The organism is Kitasatospora sp. NPDC001175, from assembly GCF_053598215.1.
In genome coordinates this window covers 111,603-129,839 of sequence record NZ_JBSFJU010000020.1, presented here as the reverse complement: position 1 = coordinate 129,839, position 18,237 = coordinate 111,603, and the positions used below count along the sequence as shown (strand labels likewise).

General features: G+C 71.7%; 16 protein-coding genes. 8 read left to right on the top strand and 8 right to left on the bottom strand.

The window, feature by feature from the left end:
- Window positions 1–567 precede the first annotated feature (567 nt).
- Both ACWDAK_RS17295 and cutA read left to right on the top strand, forming a co-directional pair.
- Window positions 568–831 (top strand): hypothetical protein, encoded by a 264-nt coding sequence (locus ACWDAK_RS17295; protein ID WP_344634320.1) that lies wholly within the window; start codon window positions 568–570, stop codon window positions 829–831.
- 117 nt (window positions 832–948) lie between these two features.
- On the top strand, window positions 949–1,272 hold the full coding sequence (gene cutA, locus ACWDAK_RS17290) for a divalent-cation tolerance protein CutA (RefSeq protein ID WP_344634319.1): 324 nt from the start codon (window positions 949–951) through the stop codon (window positions 1,270–1,272).
- Window positions 1,273–1,380: 108 nt separating this feature from the next.
- On the opposite strand, the gene ACWDAK_RS17285 is transcribed toward cutA, so the two are convergent.
- From ACWDAK_RS17285 to ACWDAK_RS17275, 3 genes are all read right to left on the bottom strand, one after another.
- Complete coding sequence (locus ACWDAK_RS17285) at window positions 1,381–2,901, bottom strand: carboxylesterase/lipase family protein (protein ID WP_427393852.1); 1,521 nt, start codon at window positions 2,899–2,901, stop codon at window positions 1,381–1,383.
- Between the two features lie 104 nt (window positions 2,902–3,005).
- Window positions 3,006–5,525: an ATP-dependent Clp protease ATP-binding subunit gene (locus ACWDAK_RS17280; RefSeq protein WP_427393854.1), complete on the bottom strand. Its 2,520-nt coding sequence runs from the start codon at window positions 5,523–5,525 to the stop codon at window positions 3,006–3,008.
- Between the two features lie 411 nt (window positions 5,526–5,936).
- Window positions 5,937–7,133 carry a lactate 2-monooxygenase gene (locus ACWDAK_RS17275; protein ID WP_427393851.1) on the bottom strand — a complete coding sequence of 399 codons (1,197 nt, stop codon included), beginning with the start codon at window positions 7,131–7,133 and terminating at the stop codon, window positions 5,937–5,939.
- A 335-nt stretch (window positions 7,134–7,468) separates the two neighbouring features.
- On the opposite strand from ACWDAK_RS17275, the gene gcl reads away from it, so the two are divergent.
- A complete protein-coding gene (gene gcl, locus ACWDAK_RS17270; RefSeq protein ID WP_427393850.1) occupies window positions 7,469–9,247 on the top strand; it encodes a glyoxylate carboligase in 1,779 nt (592 codons plus the stop codon).
- An 84-nt stretch (window positions 9,248–9,331) separates the two neighbouring features.
- On the opposite strand, the gene ACWDAK_RS17265 is transcribed toward gcl, so the two are convergent.
- From ACWDAK_RS17265 to ACWDAK_RS17255, 3 genes are all read right to left on the bottom strand, one after another.
- Window positions 9,332–10,438: a chitinase gene (locus ACWDAK_RS17265; RefSeq protein WP_427393849.1), complete on the bottom strand. Its 1,107-nt coding sequence runs from the start codon at window positions 10,436–10,438 to the stop codon at window positions 9,332–9,334.
- Window positions 10,439–10,668: 230 nt separating this feature from the next.
- Window positions 10,669–10,956 carry a DUF4190 domain-containing protein gene (locus ACWDAK_RS17260; RefSeq protein WP_425557504.1) on the bottom strand — a complete coding sequence of 96 codons (288 nt, stop codon included), beginning with the start codon at window positions 10,954–10,956 and terminating at the stop codon, window positions 10,669–10,671.
- Window positions 10,957–11,116: 160 nt separating this feature from the next.
- Window positions 11,117–11,284 (bottom strand): hypothetical protein, encoded by a 168-nt coding sequence (locus ACWDAK_RS17255; protein WP_427393848.1) that lies wholly within the window; start codon window positions 11,282–11,284, stop codon window positions 11,117–11,119.
- 109 nt (window positions 11,285–11,393) lie between these two features.
- Between ACWDAK_RS17255 and ACWDAK_RS17250 the strand changes: the two genes are divergently transcribed.
- The 4 genes from ACWDAK_RS17250 (at window position 11,394) to ACWDAK_RS17235 (ending at window position 15,372) form a co-directional block, all read left to right on the top strand.
- Window positions 11,394–12,017, top strand: a complete 624-nt coding sequence (locus ACWDAK_RS17250; protein WP_344634312.1) for a TetR family transcriptional regulator — start codon at window positions 11,394–11,396, stop codon at window positions 12,015–12,017.
- A 141-nt stretch (window positions 12,018–12,158) separates the two neighbouring features.
- Window positions 12,159–12,989: a S1 family peptidase gene (locus tag ACWDAK_RS17245; RefSeq protein WP_344634311.1), complete on the top strand. Its 831-nt coding sequence runs from the start codon at window positions 12,159–12,161 to the stop codon at window positions 12,987–12,989.
- 108 nt (window positions 12,990–13,097) lie between these two features.
- Window positions 13,098–13,733 carry a TetR/AcrR family transcriptional regulator gene (locus ACWDAK_RS17240; protein WP_344634310.1) on the top strand — a complete coding sequence of 212 codons (636 nt, stop codon included), beginning with the start codon at window positions 13,098–13,100 and terminating at the stop codon, window positions 13,731–13,733.
- A 10-nt stretch (window positions 13,734–13,743) separates the two neighbouring features.
- Window positions 13,744–15,372, top strand: coding sequence for an acyl-CoA dehydrogenase family protein (locus ACWDAK_RS17235; RefSeq protein WP_427393847.1), 1,629 nt, complete (start codon window positions 13,744–13,746; stop codon window positions 15,370–15,372).
- Between the two features lie 154 nt (window positions 15,373–15,526).
- Here ACWDAK_RS17235 and ACWDAK_RS17230 read toward each other — a convergent pair whose 3' ends face one another.
- Window positions 15,527–16,324, bottom strand: coding sequence for an inositol monophosphatase family protein (locus tag ACWDAK_RS17230; protein ID WP_427393846.1), 798 nt, complete (start codon window positions 16,322–16,324; stop codon window positions 15,527–15,529).
- Window positions 16,325–16,482: 158 nt separating this feature from the next.
- Here ACWDAK_RS17230 and ACWDAK_RS17225 point away from each other — a divergent pair, with 158 nt between their 5' ends.
- Window positions 16,483–17,478 carry an Lrp/AsnC family transcriptional regulator gene (locus ACWDAK_RS17225; RefSeq protein WP_427393845.1) on the top strand — a complete coding sequence of 332 codons (996 nt, stop codon included), beginning with the start codon at window positions 16,483–16,485 and terminating at the stop codon, window positions 17,476–17,478.
- A gap of 174 nt (window positions 17,479–17,652) precedes the next feature.
- On the opposite strand, the gene ACWDAK_RS17220 is transcribed toward ACWDAK_RS17225, so the two are convergent.
- A complete protein-coding gene (locus ACWDAK_RS17220; RefSeq protein ID WP_344634306.1) occupies window positions 17,653–18,135 on the bottom strand; it encodes a DUF2269 family protein in 483 nt (160 codons plus the stop codon).
- Window positions 18,136–18,237: the final 102 nt, after the last annotated feature.

Genomic DNA, 18,237 nt, shown 5'->3' with positions numbered 1-18,237 from the left:
CCTTCGGCATGCCCCCACACCCGCACACGGCCACGACGCGTCACCAACGCCATTGACCCGGTTCAGGCGAACCCAACTGAAAGGCGGAGGCTAGTGCTGCCCGTGCGCCGAGCCGTGCCCGATCGATCGGGGAGCCACGGGGGAATCCCGGCCCCTTGGAGGCAGTTCGGACCGCATGAGGCCAAAGGCATGAGCCCAGGGCGGCAGGTGAGTACCTGCAGTCCTCTCGCGGCAGGTGCGGGTAGCCGGCGCCTCGGCTTCTCTTTCATGGTTTCGGCTCCTTGTGTGGGGCTGCCTGGGGAATTTAGGCCTCGGGATCGAGGGCTTTAAGGGGGAAGATCATATTCCGCTCAAATTTGCCGCGCATGGGAATCATTCGTGCGAATATGTTCCACCAGGGCAAGGGGGACTCCGGCAAGCGGCAACCACATGGAGAGGGTTGCGGACGGCGGGCGGCCCTGTTCACCTCTTGGACGGGTTGGCGGCGTAGGGCAGGGCGCTGCAAGAGAGTTGAGTCCCCGTGGCGCCCCGGCTTCCGAAGGGGAGGGCAAGAGTGGAGAAGGTGGAATGATCACTATTGGTTTTGCGATCCTGCAGTTACTGACTTTCGTAGCGGTTGCGGCAGCTCCCGTGCGCCACCCCATCGGACCTCGTGCGCAGTACGTCAAACGATGGGGCATCTACGTCTCCGTCACCGGAATCCTCGCCTTCCTCGTGGCTCTTGCACTCGACTGCACCGGTGTCGAGACGCTCCTGTGGATTTCACTCTTCTTCTTCTGGATGGGGACCACCATCCTCATCTTCAGCAAGTGGTGGGCGGTTGCCAGGTAGCCGTCACTGCCGCAGAGGTGACCGCTGCCAGGTTCTGGTCGCAGGTGTGACGGGTCGGGATCATCCGTGCGGTGGACATCCGCAAGGGGACCGTCAAGACATCCCTAAGCTTCCGGTATGGCGAAGCAGGAGTTCATCGTGGTGACCACCACCCACGACGACGAAGGCAGGGCGAGGGAGTTGGCCGCGAAGGTGGTGCGGGGGCGGCTGGCGGCTTGTGCGCAGGTGTATCCGGTGCGGTCGGTGTACTGGTGGGAGGGGGAGGTGCAGGAATCGGCGGAGTGGCGGGTGGATTTCAAGACCCGGGCGGATCTCGGGGAGCGGCTGGCGGAGTTCATCGGCGAGCAGCATGACTACGAGACGCCGGAGGTCATCGGTGTTCCCGTGGTCACCGGGAGCGAGGCGTACCTGGGCTGGGTGGCGGCCGAGACCGCAGGCTGAGCGGAGACCCGCGCCGTCCCCTGAGCCGCCCGCGCCGTCCCCTGAGCCGCCCGCGCCGTCCCCTGGGCCGCCTGGCCTGGCCCGGCCCGGCTGGACCAGGCCAGGTCGTCAGGCCGGCGGCAGGTCGAAGGGCTCCAACGGCTGTCCCGACCAGATGCGCAGGGAGGCCTCCTCGACGTGGTCGGCGGTTGCCGGGACGGTGTCGAGGATGCGTGTGCGGGGCTGGTCCGGGCGGGCGGCGGGCCAGCCGGGGTCGCCGGTGCTGGCGAAGGCGACCCAGTTGCGGCGGATGGTGTCGGCCATGGCGTGGGTCTCGGCGGAGGGTTGGTCGGGGCCGAGCAGGAGTTGTGCGCCGGGGTTGTCGTAACTGCCGAACAACAGTGGGACGTCGAGGCTGTGGCAGGAGCCCAGGGCACCGCCCGCTGCGGGGGAGGGCCAGCACAGTTCGTAGCGGAAGGTGCGACCGCCGGCGGCGGTGTGGAACCCGGCGAGGCGCTGGGTGGGGATCCTGAACAGGGCGTCGGAGAGGACGAGTTCCCACAGGTCCTGTGCGGAGGCGGCGGGGAAGGCGGTGCGGTACGAGTGCGGACCGTCGGGGCCGGGGGCGAAGGCCCGCAATGCGGTGTCGGCCTGAGCGTCGGTGACCTGGCCGAGCAGGCCGGCCATGGCGGTGAACAGGCGTGCCTCGTCCCGGGTGTGGCCGAGCAGCAGGTCCACTCCGGCGGCCCGGGCGGCGGTCGCCCCTTCGGCCAGCGCGGACCAGGGGAGTTCGGGCAGGATCTCGCCGTCCACGACGGGGGCGAACGGTGTGGCGGCCTGCCCGGCCCGGCCCCAACGGGCGCTCTCTGCGGGCATGGTGGCGATCAGAGCGGTCACGGTCTCGGCGAGCTTCTGCGGGTCGGCCGGGGCGGGGGCGGTGCCGAGCAGCCGGGTCAGCTCGGTCGCGACGGCCGTGGCGAAGGCCGTGGTGCAGTACATCCCGGGCACGGACTGGAGGATGGCCCGCCCGAACAGCCCGGCGGCGCGCTCCATCGAAAGCAGGGTCGCGATGGAACCGGCACCGGCCGACTGTCCGCAGACCGTGACGCGGTCCGGGTCGCCGCCGAAGCCGCGGATGTTCTCCCTGACCCACTCCAGTACGGCGATCTGGTCGAGCAGCCCCCGGTTGGCGGGAGTGTCCGGGAAGAGGGCGAAACCCTCGGCTCCCGTACGGTAGTTGCAGGTCACCACGGTCATGCCCAGTTCGGCGATGGCCGAGCCCTCGTACAGCGGGTTGCCGGAGAAGTCGGCCAGGTAGACGCCGCCGTGGATCCACACCAGCACCGGCAGTCCGGCGTCGCCCAGGTCGGGGGACCAGACGTTGAGTGTCAACCAGTCGTCACCGGCGACCACTTGGGCCGATGCGGCTGGCACGGCCTGCGCGGCCGGCCCGGACTGCGGCGGGGGCGGCCCCAACCTGGTGGCGTCGCGTACGCCGTCCCAGGGCCGGGCGGGCCGGGGTGCGCCGAACCGCAGCGGCCCGACCGGTGGTGCCGCGTACGGGATGCCGCGGAAGACGGCGAGACCGTTCCTCCGCTCACCGCGGACCGTTCCGGTGGTGGTGCTGACCTGCGGGGCTGGATCGGACACCGTGCCGTCTCCTCCCGGGCGGGGTAAGGCAGTTGGGCCCACCATACCTCCGGTAGTGGCCCGGGAGCGGGCCGGCCGCGACCCGAGGGCGAGGCGTTGCCGGCTCAACTCGACGGGGCGGCATCCTGCGTCGGCTCGTCCTTCCGGGCGGGCCCGGAGAGTGCGACCGTGAGTTCGCCGTCCGCGACATCGGCGCGCAGGGTGTCGCCCTCCTGGACGGTGCCGTCGAGCAGCAGGTTGGAGATCCGGTTGTCGAGCTCGGACTGGATGGTGCGGCGCAGCGGCCGGGCGCCGAACTCGGGCCGGTAACCCCTGTTGACCAGCCACTGCTTGGCCTGTGCCGTCACCTCCAGGCCGATCCCCTGGGCCTTGAGCAGGCGTTCGCTGCGGGCCAGCAACAGGTCGACCACCTTGAGCAGTTCGTCCCGCCTCAGCGCGTGGAAGACGATGATCTCGTCGATCCGGTTGAGGAACTCGGGCTTGAACTGGAGCCGCAGGTCGCGCATCAGGTCCTCGTGGATCTCGTCCACGTCGCCCTTGTGCTCCAGGATCCGCTGCGAGCCGATGTTGCTGGTCAGGATGACCACGGTGTTGCGGAAGTCGACCGTACGGCCCTGGGCGTCGGTCAGCCGGCCGTCGTCCAGCACCTGGAGCAGGATGTTGAAGACGTCGGGGTGTGCCTTCTCCACCTCGTCGAACAGCAGCACGCTGTACGGCCTGCGGCGGACTGCCTCGGTGAGCTGGCCGGCCTCCTCGTAGCCGACGTAGCCGGGCGGGGAGCCGACCAGGCGGGAGACGGTGTGCTTCTCCTGGAACTCGCTCATGTCGAAGCGGATCATCCGGTCCGGGTCGCCGAACAGCAACTCGGCCAGGGCCTTGGCGAGTTCGGTCTTCCCGACGCCGGTCGGGCCGAGGAAGAGGAAGCTGCCGGTGGGACGCTGCGGGTCGCCCATGCCGGCCCGGCTGCGGCGGACGGCCTGGGCGACGGCGGTGACCGCCTGGTCCTGGCCGATGACCCGCTGGTGCAGGTGCTCCTCCAGCTTCAGCAGCCGGTCCCGCTCGGTCTCGCTGAGCTGGGTGACCGGGATGCCGGTGCGCGCGGAGAGCACCTGGGCGATGTCGTCCACGGTCACCTCGACCACTCCCTCGCGCCGCTCGGCGACCGCCGCCAACTCGTCCTCGACCTGCGTCAGTTCCTTCTTCAGGTTGGCGGCCCGGACGTAGTCCTCGTCGGCGACCGCCTCGTCCAGCTCGCGGCGCAGCTTGGTGCGTCGCTCCTGCGCCTCGACGGCCTCGCCGCTGCCGGAGAGGCTGCGCAGCCGTACCCGGGCGCCGGCCTGGTCGAGCAGGTCGATCGCCTTGTCGGGTAGGAACCGGTCGCTGATGTACCGGTCGGAGAGGGCGGCCGCGGCGTCCAGCGCCTCGTCGGTGAACCGGACCTGGTGGTGTGCCTCGTACGCGTCCCGCAGGCCGTGCAGGATCTGGACGGTCTCCTCGACCGACGGTTCGGGCACCAGGACGGGCTGGAAGCGGCGCTCCAGCGCGGCGTCCTTCTCGACGTGCTTGCGGTACTCGTCCAGCGTGCTCGCCCCGACCAGGCTCAGCTCGCCCCGGGCGAGTGCCGGCTTGAGGATGTTGCCGGCGTCCATCGAGCCCTCGCCGCCCGCGCCGGCACCGACCACGGTGTGCAGTTCGTCCAGGAAGAGGATGACGGTCTGCTCGGCGCCGACCACCTCGTCGATGACGTTCTTCAGCCGTTCCTCGAAGTCGCCCCGGTACTTGGAGCCGGCCACCAGGCCGGTCAGGTCGAGGGCGACGACCCGCCTGTCCTTGAGGCTGCTGGGGACGTCGCCGGAGACGATCCGTTGGGCCAGGCCCTCCACGATGGCGGTCTTGCCGACGCCGGGTTCGCCGATCAGCACGGGGTTGTTCTTGGTGCGGCGGGAGAGGATCTCGACGGTCTGCTCGATCTCCCGGGCGCGTCCGACCACCGGGTCCAGCCGGCCCGCGCGGGCCTCCTCGGTGAGGTCGCGGCCGTACTCGTCCAGGGTCGGGGTGTCGCTCCCGCCGGAGCCGGGCGCCCGTTCGCCGCCCGGGCCGCGGCTCTCCATCGCGGTACGCAGCGCCGCCTCGGACGGCGCGGCGTTGCGCAGCGCCTGGCCGGTGCCCGAGCGGTCCTCCCCGAACAGGGCGCCGAGGATGTGTTCGGGGCCGATGTAGGACGCGCCGGCGCGCTGTGAGCGGGCGTGGGCGGCGAGCAGGGCGCGCTTGGCGGCGGGGGTGAGGGACGGCTCCCCGCCGGGCTCGCCGCCCGTACCGGGGCCGGCGGGGAGCGCGTCCCGGAGGTCCTCGGCGAGCTGGTCGGGGTCGATCCCGGCGCGTTCCAGCAGGTGACGGGACTGCTCCACCTGGGTGGCGGCCCAGAGCAGGTGGGCGGTGTCGAGATCGCTGCTGCCGTCGGCGGTGGCCCGGTCGGAGGCGACCCCCAGCAGGGTCCTGGCGGAGTCACTCAGCATCCGGCCGATCGGCACGCGCTGCACGGCGGGCGGCGAGGAGAGCGGGCTCATGCCGAAGAACCGGCTCAGCAGGTCGGAGAACGGGTCGTCGGAGCCGAACGGAGGCATTGTCACGGAGGATCACCTCTCCCGGGAGGGAGTTCGCGGGACGGCCGGGGCCAATGCTGTCCACACAAACACACCGGTCAGGCCCGCGCCCGCCGAGCGTTCCGCCGTGCGGGCGTCCGGTCGTGCGGCTCCCTGTTCCTGCCGAGCGATCCGCCGTGCGGGCGTCGGTCGTGCGGCTCCGCGCGCCGCCGGACGCCTCACGCCGTGCCGGGGCGTCAGCTGGTGTCGGCGTCCTGGGGCGGGCGGCCGGCCAGGTACTCGGTCACGTTCTGGACGGCGGCCAGCGCGATCCCGACCACGGTCTCCCTGGTGATCCCACCCACGTGCGGGCACGGTACGGCTCCGGGGGCCCGGTCGGCTCTCCCGTGCCTCCCGCGTACCGGGCCGCCCCCGGTAGCCGGCCAGCGCGGGTCAGTCCGCGCGGGTCAGTGCCTCCGGTGTCAGCCCGGTGGCGGAGGTGTGCCCGGAGAGGGCAAGGGTGAGGTCGAACTCGTTGAGCAGGGCGCGGATCACGTGCTCCACCCCGGCCTGCCCGTCGAGGCCGAGCCCGTACGCGTACGGGCGGCCGAGCAGGACGGTGCGGGCCCCCAGGGCGAGCGCCTTGAACACGTCGTCGCCGCTGCGGATCCCGCTGTCGAACAGGACGTCCAGCCGGTCGCCGACCGCCGCGACCACGCCCGGGAGTGCGTCGAGGGCCCCGATCGCCCCGTTGACCTGCCGTCCGCCGTGGTTGGAGACCACCACCCCGTCCATGCCCGCGTCGGCGGCCTGCCGGGCGTCGTCCGGGTGCAGGACGCCCTTGAGCACGATCGGTCCGTCCCAGTGCTCGCGCAGGAACGCCAGGTCGTCCCAGGTCTTCCCGGGGTCGGAGAACATCGCGGTGAAGTGCAGCACCGCGGCGTTCAGGTCCTCGTGCACCGGCCTGGCCAACCCGGCCTGGAACGCCGGATCGGTGAAGTAGTTGGCGGTGCCGACGCCCCGTAGGAACGGCAGGTACGCCTGGTCGAGGTCGTGTGGGCGCCAGGAGAGCATGGGGGTGTCCAGGGTGACCACCAGCACGCTGAAACCGGATGCCTTCGCCCGCCCCAGAAAGCTCCGGGTGACCTCGCGGTCCTTGCCCCAGTACAGCTGGAACCAGCGTTCGCCGTCCCCCATCGCCGCCGCCACCTGCTCCAGCGGCGTACTGGAGACCGAGGACAGGGTGTACGGAACGCCCTGTGCCGCTGCCGCCCTGGCCGCCGCGGGCTCGGCCTCCGGGTGCACGATCGACAGCACCCCGATCGGCCCCAGCGCGAGCGGAGCCGGCAGGCTCCGGCCGAGCACCTCGACGGTGAGGTCGCGCTCGCTGACGTCGCGCAGCATCCGGGGCACGATCTGCCAGCGGTCCAGCGCGGCTCGATTGGCCTGAACGGTACGGCCGTTGCCCGCACCGCCCGTGACGTATCCGACCGGTCCCGGCGCCAGCCACCGGCCGGCCACCTCCTCCAGCCGGGTGAGGTCGGTCGGCATCCGCGGCACGATTCCGGCCACACCGTTCAGGTAGATCTCGAACTGGTACGCCGACCAGTCCGGTGCCGCCTCCGCGCTCCCGCCGCTCAGCGAAGCCATTCCCAGCCCCTCTCCTGCGCCAATGCCGGACCGGGTCAGAGTCCATCACCTCGGCGGTGCCGAACTCCAGTCCCGTACGGAGTTTTCGGGCCGATCGGGTGCTGCGGTCCGCGGACCGCCGACCACCGACCGCCGACTGCGAACCGCCAACTACCAACCGCCGGGCGGACGAAGCGCGGCAGCCGTCCCGCCGGCCGGACGCCCCTTGACGACCGCATTCGGGGCGACCTACCTTGCTTTCACATAGCAAAACTATTCTTTCGCATCGTGGAAATCAGCGAAAAGTGTGCGGAGTCGAGCAGAGCCCCCACACCGGGCCGACGCAGGAGAAGCCGATGCCTCGTATGACAGCCGCCCGTGCGGCAGTTGAGATCCTCAAGCGCGAAGGCGTTGAGGTCGCGTTCGGCGTCCCGGGCGCCGCGATCAGCCCGTTCTACGCCGCCCTCAAGGCCGCGGGCGGGATCAACCACACGCTGGCCCGTCATGTCGAGGGCGCCTCCCACATGGCCGAGGGCTACACCCGCACCAAGCCCGGCAACATCGGCGTCTGCGTCGGCACTTCGGGCCCGGCCGGCACCGACATGATCACCGGCCTGTACTCGGCGAGCGCCGACTCGATCCCGATCCTGTGCATCACCGGCCAGGCGGCGACCGCCCGGATCCACAAGGAGGACTTCCAGGCGGTCGACATCGCCTCGATCGCGCGGCCGGTCACCAAGGCGGCGACCACGGTCCTGGAGGCCGCGCAGGTTCCGGGCGTCTTCCAGCAGGCGTTCCACCTGATGCGCTCCGGCCGTCCCGGCCCGGTCCTGATCGACCTGCCGGCCGATGTCCAGCTGACCGAGATCGAGTTCGACCCGGAGACCTACCAGCCGCTGCCGGTCTACAAGCCGTCGGCGACCCGGGCCCAGGCCGAGAAGGCGATCGCGCTGCTGCAGGAGTCCGAGCGCCCGCTGATCGTCGCCGGCGGAGGCGTCATCAACGCCGACGCCTCCGAAGTGCTGGTGGAGTTCGCCGAGTTGACCGGTGTCCCGGTCGTCCCGACCTTGATGGGCTGGGGAGCCATCCCGGACGACCACGAGCTGAACGCCGGAATGGTCGGCCTGCAGACCTCGCACCGCTACGGCAACGAGACCTTCCTCGCCTCGGACTTCGTCCTCGGGATCGGCAACCGCTGGGCCAACCGTCACACCGGCGGCCTGGAGGTCTACACGGCCGGCCGCAGGTTCGTCCACGTCGACATCGAGCCGACCCAGATCGGCCGGATCTTCGCCCCGGACTACGGCATCGCCTCCGACGCCAGGGCCGCGCTGGAGCGCTTCGTCGAGGTGGCCGGGGAGCTCGGGGCCGCGGGGGAGCTGAAGGACCGCGGCGAGTGGGCCGTCGCCACCCAGCGGCGCAGGGCCACCCTCCAGCGCAAGACCCACTTCGATGACGTCCCGTTGAAGCCGCAGCGCGTCTACGAGGAGATGAACCGGGCCTTCGGCCCCGAGACCCGCTACGTCACCACCATCGGCCTCTCCCAGATCGGCGGCGCGCAGCTGCTGCACGTCTACCGGCCGCGCCACTGGATCAACTGCGGCCAGGCCGGCCCGCTGGGCTGGACCATCCCGGCCGCGCTCGGGGTCGCCATCGCCGACCCCCAGGCCCAGGTAGTCGCCCTCTCCGGCGACTACGACTTCCAGTTCATGATCGAGGAGTTGGCGGTCGGCGCCCAGCACCGGATCCCCTACGTCCACGTCCTGGTGAACAACTCCTATCTGGGCCTGATCCGCCAGGCGCAGCGCAACTTCGACATGGACTTCCAGGTCAGGCTGGAGTTCGAGAACCTCAACTCCCCTGAGCTGGGTGTCTACGGCGTCGACCACGTCAAGGTCGTCGAGGGCCTGGGCTGCAAGGCGATCCGGGTCACCGAGCCGGACCGGCTGCTGCCGGCCTTCGAGGAGGCCGGGAAGCTGGCCGCCGAGTACCGGGTCCCGGTCGTGGTCGAGGCGATCCTGGAGCGCGTCACCGACATCTCGATGGCCGCCGCGGACATCGACAAGGTGAACGAGTTCGAGGAGCTCGCCATCGCGCCGGGTGACGCCCCGACCGCGGTGAGGCCGCTGGTCTGACCGGAGCCGGTTCGAGCCGGCCGCTTCGGCGCCGGTCGCCCCGGTCGGGGAGGAGGCTTCCCGGCCGGGGCGGCCGGGTGCGGCTCAGAAGACTCCGTTCTGCCAACTGCTCTGCCAGTCACAGGTCCTGACGAACCAGCTGAGGCAGCGTGGTGACCGTGCGTCCGGCGCCGCGCGCCGGAGCGGGCCTTTGCGGCCGAGGACGCGGGAGAAGTCGTGCGGGCCCTGCGGGGTGCCGCTGCAGTCGGCGACGCGCACGCCGTCGGCGGGGCAGGCGTTGTCGCGGCCCGTCGACCAGTAGGCGATCAGCTGGATGCCCTTGTCGTCGGCGAAGTTCGCCAGAGTGGTGGCGTCCGCCAGTGAGAAGACCTCGTTGGTGTGGTCGTTGACGCCGATCATCGGGGTGTTGCCCTGCATGCCCCAGAGTTCCTCGGGGGTCTTGTGCGGCCAGATGGCGGCCATCTGGCGGTGGAGCCCTTCGGCGGCCGTGATGGCGATCCTTCCCATGTCGAGGTCGGGGCCGTAGTTCATGGTCATGATGTTGACCACGCTGACCTGTACACCCCGGTCCCTGGCGTTCTCCAGCAGCGCGATCGCGTTGGGGGACAGGCCGCCGGGGTTGACCGGGAGGGTGTAGTGCACGGCCAGCCGCCGCCCGGCGGCCGCGAACTCCCGCTGGAGCTCGGCCAGCGCCTGGTTGCGGCGCTCGTTGGCCTCGGCGTCGTCCAGGGAGGCGCCCTCGATGTCGAAGTCGATCCTGGTCAGGTTGAGGGAGTCGACCACTCTGCGGTACTCCACCTTCAGCGCGGCCACCGAGTCGCAGGCCCGGGCGAGTTCGGTGCCGAAACCACCGCCGAAGGAGGTGATCACGTCTCCGCCGGCCGCCCGTAGGCCGTTCACGGCCGACTGCCAGCCCCGGTGCTCGACCGGGATGGTCCCGTCGAAGGCGCCTTTGCAGCCGCCGCCGCTGATCACGAAGGCCAGGGTGAAGTACTTGAGCCCGGTGGTGCGATGGAGCTCGGTCAGCTTCTCGGGGGAGCGCCAGGTCTCCAGGTACGGGGCGGTGTAGCGGGACGGGAAGCCGGGGCCGGGAGCGGCGCCGGCGTGGGCGGGTGCGGCACCGGCGAGCAGGGTTCCGACCGTCAGGGCGATCGGCGCAAGGGTCGAAGTCAGGCGGAGGGGGCTGAGCATCGGCGTCCTCGTGGTCGGACCGGACGGGGCGTCGGTCCCCCGGAGGCCGACCGCTCTGGGGTCGCGCGTTCCGCGGCGGCCCGAGCCTGCTGTCCCGTCGAATGGCTGGTCATGTGCTCATAAATATGAGATCCGTACCGGAACAGATTATTGACGCTTTGTCCTACCTGATACTCGAACCGTAGCGACGGGTGAACGCTTCGCCCATTCGGTCCACGAGGGGACGGACGTCAGGATCCGAGCTGCCAGATGGTGCCGTGACCGGCCAGCACGGTGGCCGCGAGCACGGCCAGATCGGCGATGCCGAGGACCAGCCCGAGCAGGGCGCGGCCCCGGCGGCGGGTCTGCCGGACCAGGGCGAGGACGGCGAGGGTGGCGGCGAGCGGGCCGAGCACCAGGTTGAAGATCAGCAGTCCGGGCAGGCCGAGGATGAAGGAGGCGACGGCCATCTGGTCGGCGTTCTCGGTGCGCTCGGAGTTCGCGGCGGCGGCCGGGGGGCGGGCGGTGAGCTGGTTCAAGGCGGTTCTCCTGCGGGAGGGGCGGGTTCCGGTGTGCGCGGGCGGGCCGCGTCCGTTGTGCCCACCCGCGCTCGGGTGAGCTGCGGCTCCGGTGTTCGGGCGCGCGCTCGGGTGAGCGGCAGTGCCGGCGTGCGGGCGCGCCGCCCGATCGGCTACCCGTTCAGCTCCGGTGCGCGCGGGTGAGCCGGGTGCGGGCGAGGTGTTCCCGGGCGGCGAAGACGAGCAGCCACGCGGTGATCGCGGTGGAGGCGCTCAGGAAGACCGGCAGTGACGTGTGGATGGCGGCCCCGGCCAGGAGGCCCATGGCGACGATGACGGCGAGGAGCATGGCCAGCCCTTCACGGATGGTCGGCGGATCCAGAGTCAGCTAACAACTGTTCGCTGACTTCTCCACTCTACGCTGGCGCGAGTCAGCAAACAGTTGTTTACTGAATGATGTGAGTCACACCGTGGGGGTCAGGCAGGCCCAGAAGCAGCAGAGCCGCCGTGCGCTCCTCGATGCCGGGCTGCGCCTGTTGGAGCATCAGAACCTCAGCGGCCTCGGCGTGCGCGAGGTCACTCGGGAGGCGGGCATGTCGCCGGCCGGTTTCTACCGGCACTTCCGGGATCTGGCGGAGTTGGGCGTGGTCCTGGTGGAGGAATCGCTGGCCAGTCTGCACGGCCTGGTGCGGGGCGCGCTCGCCGAGCAGGCCGAGGCCGGTGAGCTGATCGACCGTACGGTCGAACTGATCGCCGGGCATGTCCGGGAGCGCCGGGCGTACGTCCGCTTCCTGGCGCGCGAGCGGCACGGCGGGGTGCAGCCGGTGCGGGCCGCGATCGCCGCCGAGCTGGCGCGGTTCGCCGACGAGGTGGCCGAGGCGCTGGGCGCGCAGCCGGAGTCCGAGGGGTGGAGCGCGGCGGACGTGCGGATGCTCGCGGAGCTGTACGTCGACCACATGGTGGCGACCGCCGTCGCCTTCCTCGATGCCGCGGGGCCCGCGGACCGGGCGCGGATCGCCGCCACGGCGCGGACCCAGTTGCGGCTGATCAGTGTGGGGCGCAGGCACTGGCGCGAGGGCTGACGGGGGTTCGGGTGTCGGCTCACGGCCGGTCGCGATCGGTAGCGGGCTGACTTTCCAACAATGCTCCGGTGTTCGCATCGTATTGACAACCCAACATGCCCACGTCAGCTTGGGAGGACCCCCACACCGAGAGGCACTTTCATGAAGAAGCCGCTCATCGGAGCGTTCTCCGCACTTCTGCTGGCCGGGGCGACCACCCTGGCCGCCGCCTTACCCGCCTCGGCCAAGGCGCCCGCCGTCACGGTGGACTTCGCCGGAACCGTGGCGCTCAGCGACTGCTCCGGCTCGCTGGTGCGGATGCCGAACTCCGCCGCCGGCGACCCGGCGCTGGTGCTGACCAACGGGCACTGCCTGGAGACCGGGATGCCGGCCGCCGGCGAGGTGATCACCGACCAGCCGTCCAGTCGCAGCTTCACGCTGCTGAGCTCCACCGGCGGACGGCTGGGCACGCTGCGGGCCACCAAGGTCGTCTACAGCACCATGACCGACACCGACGTGACCCTCTACCAGCTGAACACCAGCTACGCCTCGATCAAATCCCGTTACGGGATAAGCCCGTTGACGATGTCGACGGCCCACCCGGTGGCGGGCGCCGCGATCAAGGTGGTCTCCGGCTACTGGAAGAAGACCTACTCCTGCAACATCGACGGCTTCGTCTACCGACTCAAGGAGGGTGACTGGACCTGGAAGGACTCCGTCCGGTACACCCCCAGCTGCAACACCATCGGCGGCACCTCGGGCTCGCCGGTGGTGGACACCAGCACCGGGCAGCTGGTCGCGGTCAACAACACCGGCAACGAGGACGGTGAGTCCTGCACCGTCGACAACCCGTGCGAGGTCGACGAGAACGGCAATGTGGCGGTCCGCCAGGGCATCAACTACGCCGAGGAGACGTACTTCATCCCGTCCTGCTTCGCCGCCGGGAACCGGCTGGACCTCACGCTGCCGGGGTGCACCCTGCCCAAGCCCTAGCCCCCACCGCACTCGCCGTCCGCCGAACGGGCCGCCCTCGGGCGGCCCGTTCCGCCTTCCGGGCGGAGGCCCTGGCTGAAGTTCTGAATCAGTGCTTCAATTCTTGGTGTGGCATACCGACGCACACCCGCCGTCCAGGCCCGGCTGGACGCCCAGCGCGAGGCGGTGCTCCAGGCCGCTGTCGAGCTGCTCGCCGAACACGGCTACGGCGGCTGCTCGGTGGCGGCGGTGGCGCGCCGGGCCAAGATCGCCACCGGTAGCGTGTACCAGCACTTCGGGGGAAAGGCCGAGCTGTCCGTCGTGCTGTTCCGCACCGTGGTCGAGCGCGAGGTGGCGGCCGTCGGCGAGGCCGTCGCGGACGCGGCCGACCGGGGCGAGGGGCCGCACGGGCGGGTGGCGGCCGTGGTCCGCACCTTCGCCGCGCGGGCACTCAAGGCCCCCCGGCTCGCCTACGCCCTGCTCGTCGAACCCGCCGACCCGGTGGTCGACGCCGAACGCCTCGTCTTCCGGCGGGCGTTCCGCGATCTGTTCGCCGAACAGATCAGGGCCGCCATCGCCACCGGTCAACTACCGCACCAGGACGCCGAACTGACCGCCGCCGCACTGGTCGGTGCGGTCGGCGAGGCACTGGTCGGCCCGCTCGCCGCCGGATCGGACCCGGACGACGTGATCCCCGCCCTGGTCTCCTTCGCCCAGCGTGCCCTGGGCGCGGAGCAGGGAGACAAAGCCACTCGGAGTTCCTGAGGAGGACGCGATGCCGTCCACGCACGAGGTCACCAACCAGGTGCCGGACCAGTACGGCCACGACGTCGCCACCGACCCCACCCTGCTCGCCGCGCTCCACCGGGCCGGTGCCGGCTGGGCCGAGCCCGAACTGCACCGCCTCGGCGAGCTGGCCGGGACGGAACAGGCCGCCGAGTGGGGGCGGCTGGCCAACGAGTACGAACCGGTGCTGCGCACCCACGACCGCTACGGCCACCGGATCGACGAGGTCGAGTTCCACCCCGCCTGGCACGAGCTGATGCGGGTCGCGGTCTCGCACGGTCTGCATGCCGCGCCCTGGCGCGACGACCGGCCGGGCGCGCACACCGCGCGGGCCGCGAAGTTCTACGTCTGGGGCCAGGTCGAGGCCGGCCACACCTGCCCGATCTCGATGACCTACGCCGCCGTCCCCGCGCTGCGGCAGACGCCCGAACTCGGCGACCGGCTGGAGGCGCTGCTGGCGGCGCCCGAGTACGACTTCGGGTTGCGGGAGCCGAGCGGCAAGCGCGGACTGATCGCCGGCATGTCGATGACCGAGAAGCAGGGCGGCTCCGACGTCCGTGCCAACACCACCAGCGCTGTGCCGCAGGCGGACGGCAGCTACCGGCTGACCGGGCACAAGTGGTTCACCTCGGCGCCGATGTCCGACCTCTTCCTCACCCTCGCCCAGGCGCCCGGCGGGCTGAGCTGCTTCATGCTGCCGCGCGTCCTGCCCGACGGCAGCCGGAACCGGATCCTGCTGCAGCGACTCAAGGACAAGCTGGGCAACCGCTCCAATGCCTCCGCCGAGATCGAGTACGACGGCGCGGTCGGCTGGCTGGTCGGCGAGGAGGGGCGCGGGGTGCCCGCCATCATCGAGATGGTCAACATGACCAGGCTCGACTGCACCCTCGGCGCCGCCTCCGCGATGCGGCTGGGCGCCGTGCGGGCACTCCACCACGCCACCCACCGGCGGGCGTTCGGCAAGGCGCTGGTCGACCAGCCGCTGATGCGCAACGTGCTGGCCGACCTGGTGGTGGAGTCCGAGGCGGCGACCACCGCCGCCCTGCGGCTGGCGAACGCCACCGACCTGAGCCTCGCGGGTGACGAACAGGAGTCACTGGTACGGCGGTTGGGGCTGGCCGTGACCAAGTACTGGGTCTGCAAGCGAGGTCCGGGGCACGCGGCGGAGGCGCTGGAGTGCTTCGGCGGCAACGGGTACGTCGAGGAGTCGGGCATGCCCCGGCTCTACCGGGAGGCCCCGCTGGTCTCCATCTGGGAGGGCTCGGGCAACGTCGCCGCGCTCGACGTGCTGCGCGCGATGGCCCGCAGGCCGGCCACCGTGGAGGCCTTCCTGGGTGAGGTCGAGGCGGCGGCGGGAGCGGACCGGCGGCTCGACGCGGCCGTCGGCGAACTGCGCAAGCAGCTGGGCGACCTGAGCGAGGTCGAGTACCGGACCAGGCGTGTGGTCGAACTCATGGCGCTGGTCCTCCAGGGTTCGCTGCTGGTCCGCCACGGCGATCCGGCCGTGGCCGAGGCGTTCTGCGCCTCGCGGCTCGGCGGGGACCACGGCGGTGCGTACGGCACCCTGCCGACGGGGCTGGACACCGAGGCGATCCTTGCCCGCGCGCGGCACGCGTGAGCCCCGTGACATGACCGAGGTGGCGGAGGTCCGGCGGTTCTGCGGGCGGTCCGCTACCGGAACGCGGCGGCGCTGTTCGGGGTGGCGGGCGAGGACGGGCCGGTCGGGGGCACGTCGGACCAGTGAGAGGTAGCCGGGTGCGCCGCGCACCGGATCAGGAGACCTGACCGAGCACGGCGACGGCGTCGGAGTGCAGGGAGGGGGCGGCGGCGAGGAAGCCGTCGGCGGCGGGAGTCCAGGGCGTGCCGCCGGTGGTGGTGACCCGGGCGCCGGCCTCGCGGGCGATCAGTGCGCCGGGCAGCAGGTTGACCGGGTCCGCGCCGTACTGCCAGAAGAGGCTGAGATGGCCGGAGGCGACCTGGGAGATCTGGAGGCTGGTCGGACCGAGGTTGCGGACCGCCAGCACCCGGGGCAGCAGGGCCGACAGCGACTCGCCCGCCCGGCGCAGCGCGACCGGGTCCTCGGCGACGGTCGGCGGCTGGCTGGTGGTGGCGACCGCCGCCGACAGCTCGCGCACCTGCGGCCGGACCGTCCGCCCGTTCAGCCGGGTGCCGCCGCCGAGGGCCGCGGTGTAGGTGAAGCCCTGGACCGGCGAGTGCACAACGGCGAGCACCGGCTCGCCGTCCCGGATGAGCGTCGCGGTGACCGCCCACTGGGACAGTCCGCACAGGTACTGGATCGCACCGTCGGTGGCGTCGCAGCTCCACCACTCACCGTTGACCGGGATGGAGGTGGCCAGCTCGTCGGCCAGCCAACCGGCCTGCGGCCGCAGGCCGGTGAGCCGCTCCCGCAGCAAGTCCGAGGCCGGGGTGTCCAGTTCGTTGAAGACGGCCATCGCCCCGGCGAGATTCGCGGCGGCTGCGGGCTCCGGGCGGTGCCGCTCGACAAGGTGGGCACCCACGGCCACGACGGCCTCGGTGGCGGCGGGCAGCAGGGCGGTGATCTCGTCCATCGCGGGTTCTCCCCGGGTTCGGTTCTCGGGTTCGGTTCTCGGCCGGGCTCTCGTACTCGGCTCTCGTGCTCGGCCGTGACAAGAAGTACCGTGAGGGCAGCGACTGCGGACGCTTCCTGCGGCCCCAGTGGCGGAAGTCAGACACGGGGGAGGTTGAAATGGCGGATCAGGTCCTGGACGAGTTGGACCGGTCGCTGGTCTGCGCGCTCCAGGTGGACGGCCGGGCCGAGCCGGGCCGGATCGCCGAGGTGCTCGGGGTCTCGGCGCGTACGGTGACCCGCAGGCTGGCCCGCCTCCAGCACACCGGGGCGCTGCGGGTGGTGCGGCTGCCCGCGGTGGAGGAGGCCGCGCTCGGCGCGCTGCTGCTGCGGGTCCGGGTGCTCCGCGGCAAGGTCGAGGCGATCGCGCACGCGCTCGCGGCACGTCCGGACGTGCCGTTCGTCGACATCATGCTGGGTGGGCACGAGGTCAGCGCGGTGATGCTGGCCGACCCGGGCTCGCGCGACCACCTGGTGCACGCCCAACTCCCGGCGACCGGCTCGGTGGTGGAGGCGAGCGCACACGCCGTCCTGCACGTCTTCACGGACGCCGGCCGGTGGCGGGCCGGATATCTGACGGCAGATCAGACCGCCGCGCTGGAACCGGAGCCGCCGACCACCCCGCCGCCCGCGCTGGACGAGCTGGACCGGCGGCTGCTCGCGGAACTCGGCGAGGACGCGCGGCGGTCGCACGCCGCACTGGCCGCCGCAGTGGGCGCGCCGGAGTCGACCGTCCGCCGCCGGCTCGCCCGGCTGGCCGCCGGCGGCCTGCTGCGGACGCACGCCACCGTGGACGCCCGGCTGCTCGGGATGACGGTCGACGCCAACCTCTGGCTGGACGTCCCACCGGGCCGCCTCGCCGAGGTCGGTGAACGGCTGGCCGGACACCCGCAGGTGCACGGAGTGCTCGCCACCAGCGGGCCGGCCAACCTGATGGCCACCGTGTTCTGCCCGGACCACGCCGGGCTCTACCGCTTCACCACCGAGACGCTCGGCCCACTCGGGATCTCCCGGGTCGAGACCGCGATCGTCGCCCGGGCGGTGAAACGGGCAGGCGTACCACTGCGCGGCGAACCCGCACCCGGCGGGCGGAGGCCCGTCAGGGCGAGCCGCTGACCGGGGACGACCGCCTCCGGCGGCGGCCCTTGGCCGGGACGCGTGAACGAGCTCGCCGCGTGAGGTGAGCCGGACCGGGGGAACGGCGAAGCCCCCGGTGCGGGCCGGGGGCTTCGATGCGGCAGGCGCTCCGGGCGGGCTTCCGCCGCGCGGGGACGGCCGTGGTGCCGGGGGTCAGGCGCCGGTGGTCGAGCCCGGGCGGATCACCATCATGACCGTCACCACGGCCCACAGCAGGTTGAACACCCCGGCGGTCATCGGCAGCAGGCGCAGACCGCCGGTCGCCCGGGTGTGCTCCTCGCTCTCGGGCGCGGCGTCGAGCGCGTCGATGGTGTTCTGCTGGGCGGGCAGCACGAAGAACAGCAGCGCGCCGGCCGCCAGCGCGGTCAGCACGATGGAGACGATCAGCCAGGCCTGGCCGATGATGCCCATCACCTGCGCGGTGCCGACGCCCATCACCGGCACGGCGATCCCGAGCAGCGCGTAGACCTGGGTGATCCGGTGCAGCAGCTTCACCGAGGCGGCGGCCGAGGCCTGGTCGGGGCCGGCGGCCAGGGCGGCCTTGGCGCGGGCCGGGAACATGCTCACGGCGACGGCCACCGGGCCTATGAACAGGACTGCGGCCAGGACGTGCAGGCTCAGCAGGAGCTTGGCCATGGGAGGAGACACCCTTCGCGGACGGTGGCCGGGCCCGGCGGACGGACGGCGGGCAGCCGGCGGGGTCCGGTCGACGGAGCCCTCGGCACGCTAACACCAGGT

What these genes read in the sequence shown, in the direction of transcription:
- ACWDAK_RS17295 (WP_344634320.1), top strand. Translation starts at nt 568, where the DNA reads ATGATCACTATTGGTTTTGCGATCCTGCAGTTACTGACTTTCGTAGCG.
- cutA (WP_344634319.1), top strand. Translation starts at nt 949, where the DNA reads ATGGCGAAGCAGGAGTTCATCGTGGTGACCACCACCCACGACGACGAA.
- ACWDAK_RS17280 (WP_427393854.1), bottom strand. Translation starts at nt 5,525, where the DNA reads ATGCCTCCGTTCGGCTCCGACGACCCGTTCTCCGACCTGCTGAGCCGG.
- ACWDAK_RS17275 (WP_427393851.1), bottom strand. Translation starts at nt 7,133, where the DNA reads ATGGCTTCGCTGAGCGGCGGGAGCGCGGAGGCGGCACCGGACTGGTCG.
- gcl (WP_427393850.1), top strand. Translation starts at nt 7,469, where the DNA reads ATGCCTCGTATGACAGCCGCCCGTGCGGCAGTTGAGATCCTCAAGCGC.
- ACWDAK_RS17265 (WP_427393849.1), bottom strand. Translation starts at nt 10,438, where the DNA reads ATGCTCAGCCCCCTCCGCCTGACTTCGACCCTTGCGCCGATCGCCCTG.
- ACWDAK_RS17255 (WP_427393848.1), bottom strand. Translation starts at nt 11,284, where the DNA reads ATGCTCCTCGCCGTCATCGTCGCCATGGGCCTCCTGGCCGGGGCCGCC.
- ACWDAK_RS17245 (WP_344634311.1), top strand. Translation starts at nt 12,159, where the DNA reads ATGAAGAAGCCGCTCATCGGAGCGTTCTCCGCACTTCTGCTGGCCGGG.
- ACWDAK_RS17235 (WP_427393847.1), top strand. Translation starts at nt 13,744, where the DNA reads ATGCCGTCCACGCACGAGGTCACCAACCAGGTGCCGGACCAGTACGGC.
- ACWDAK_RS17230 (WP_427393846.1), bottom strand. Translation starts at nt 16,324, where the DNA reads ATGGACGAGATCACCGCCCTGCTGCCCGCCGCCACCGAGGCCGTCGTG.
- ACWDAK_RS17225 (WP_427393845.1), top strand. Translation starts at nt 16,483, where the DNA reads ATGGCGGATCAGGTCCTGGACGAGTTGGACCGGTCGCTGGTCTGCGCG.
- ACWDAK_RS17220 (WP_344634306.1), bottom strand. Translation starts at nt 18,135, where the DNA reads ATGGCCAAGCTCCTGCTGAGCCTGCACGTCCTGGCCGCAGTCCTGTTC.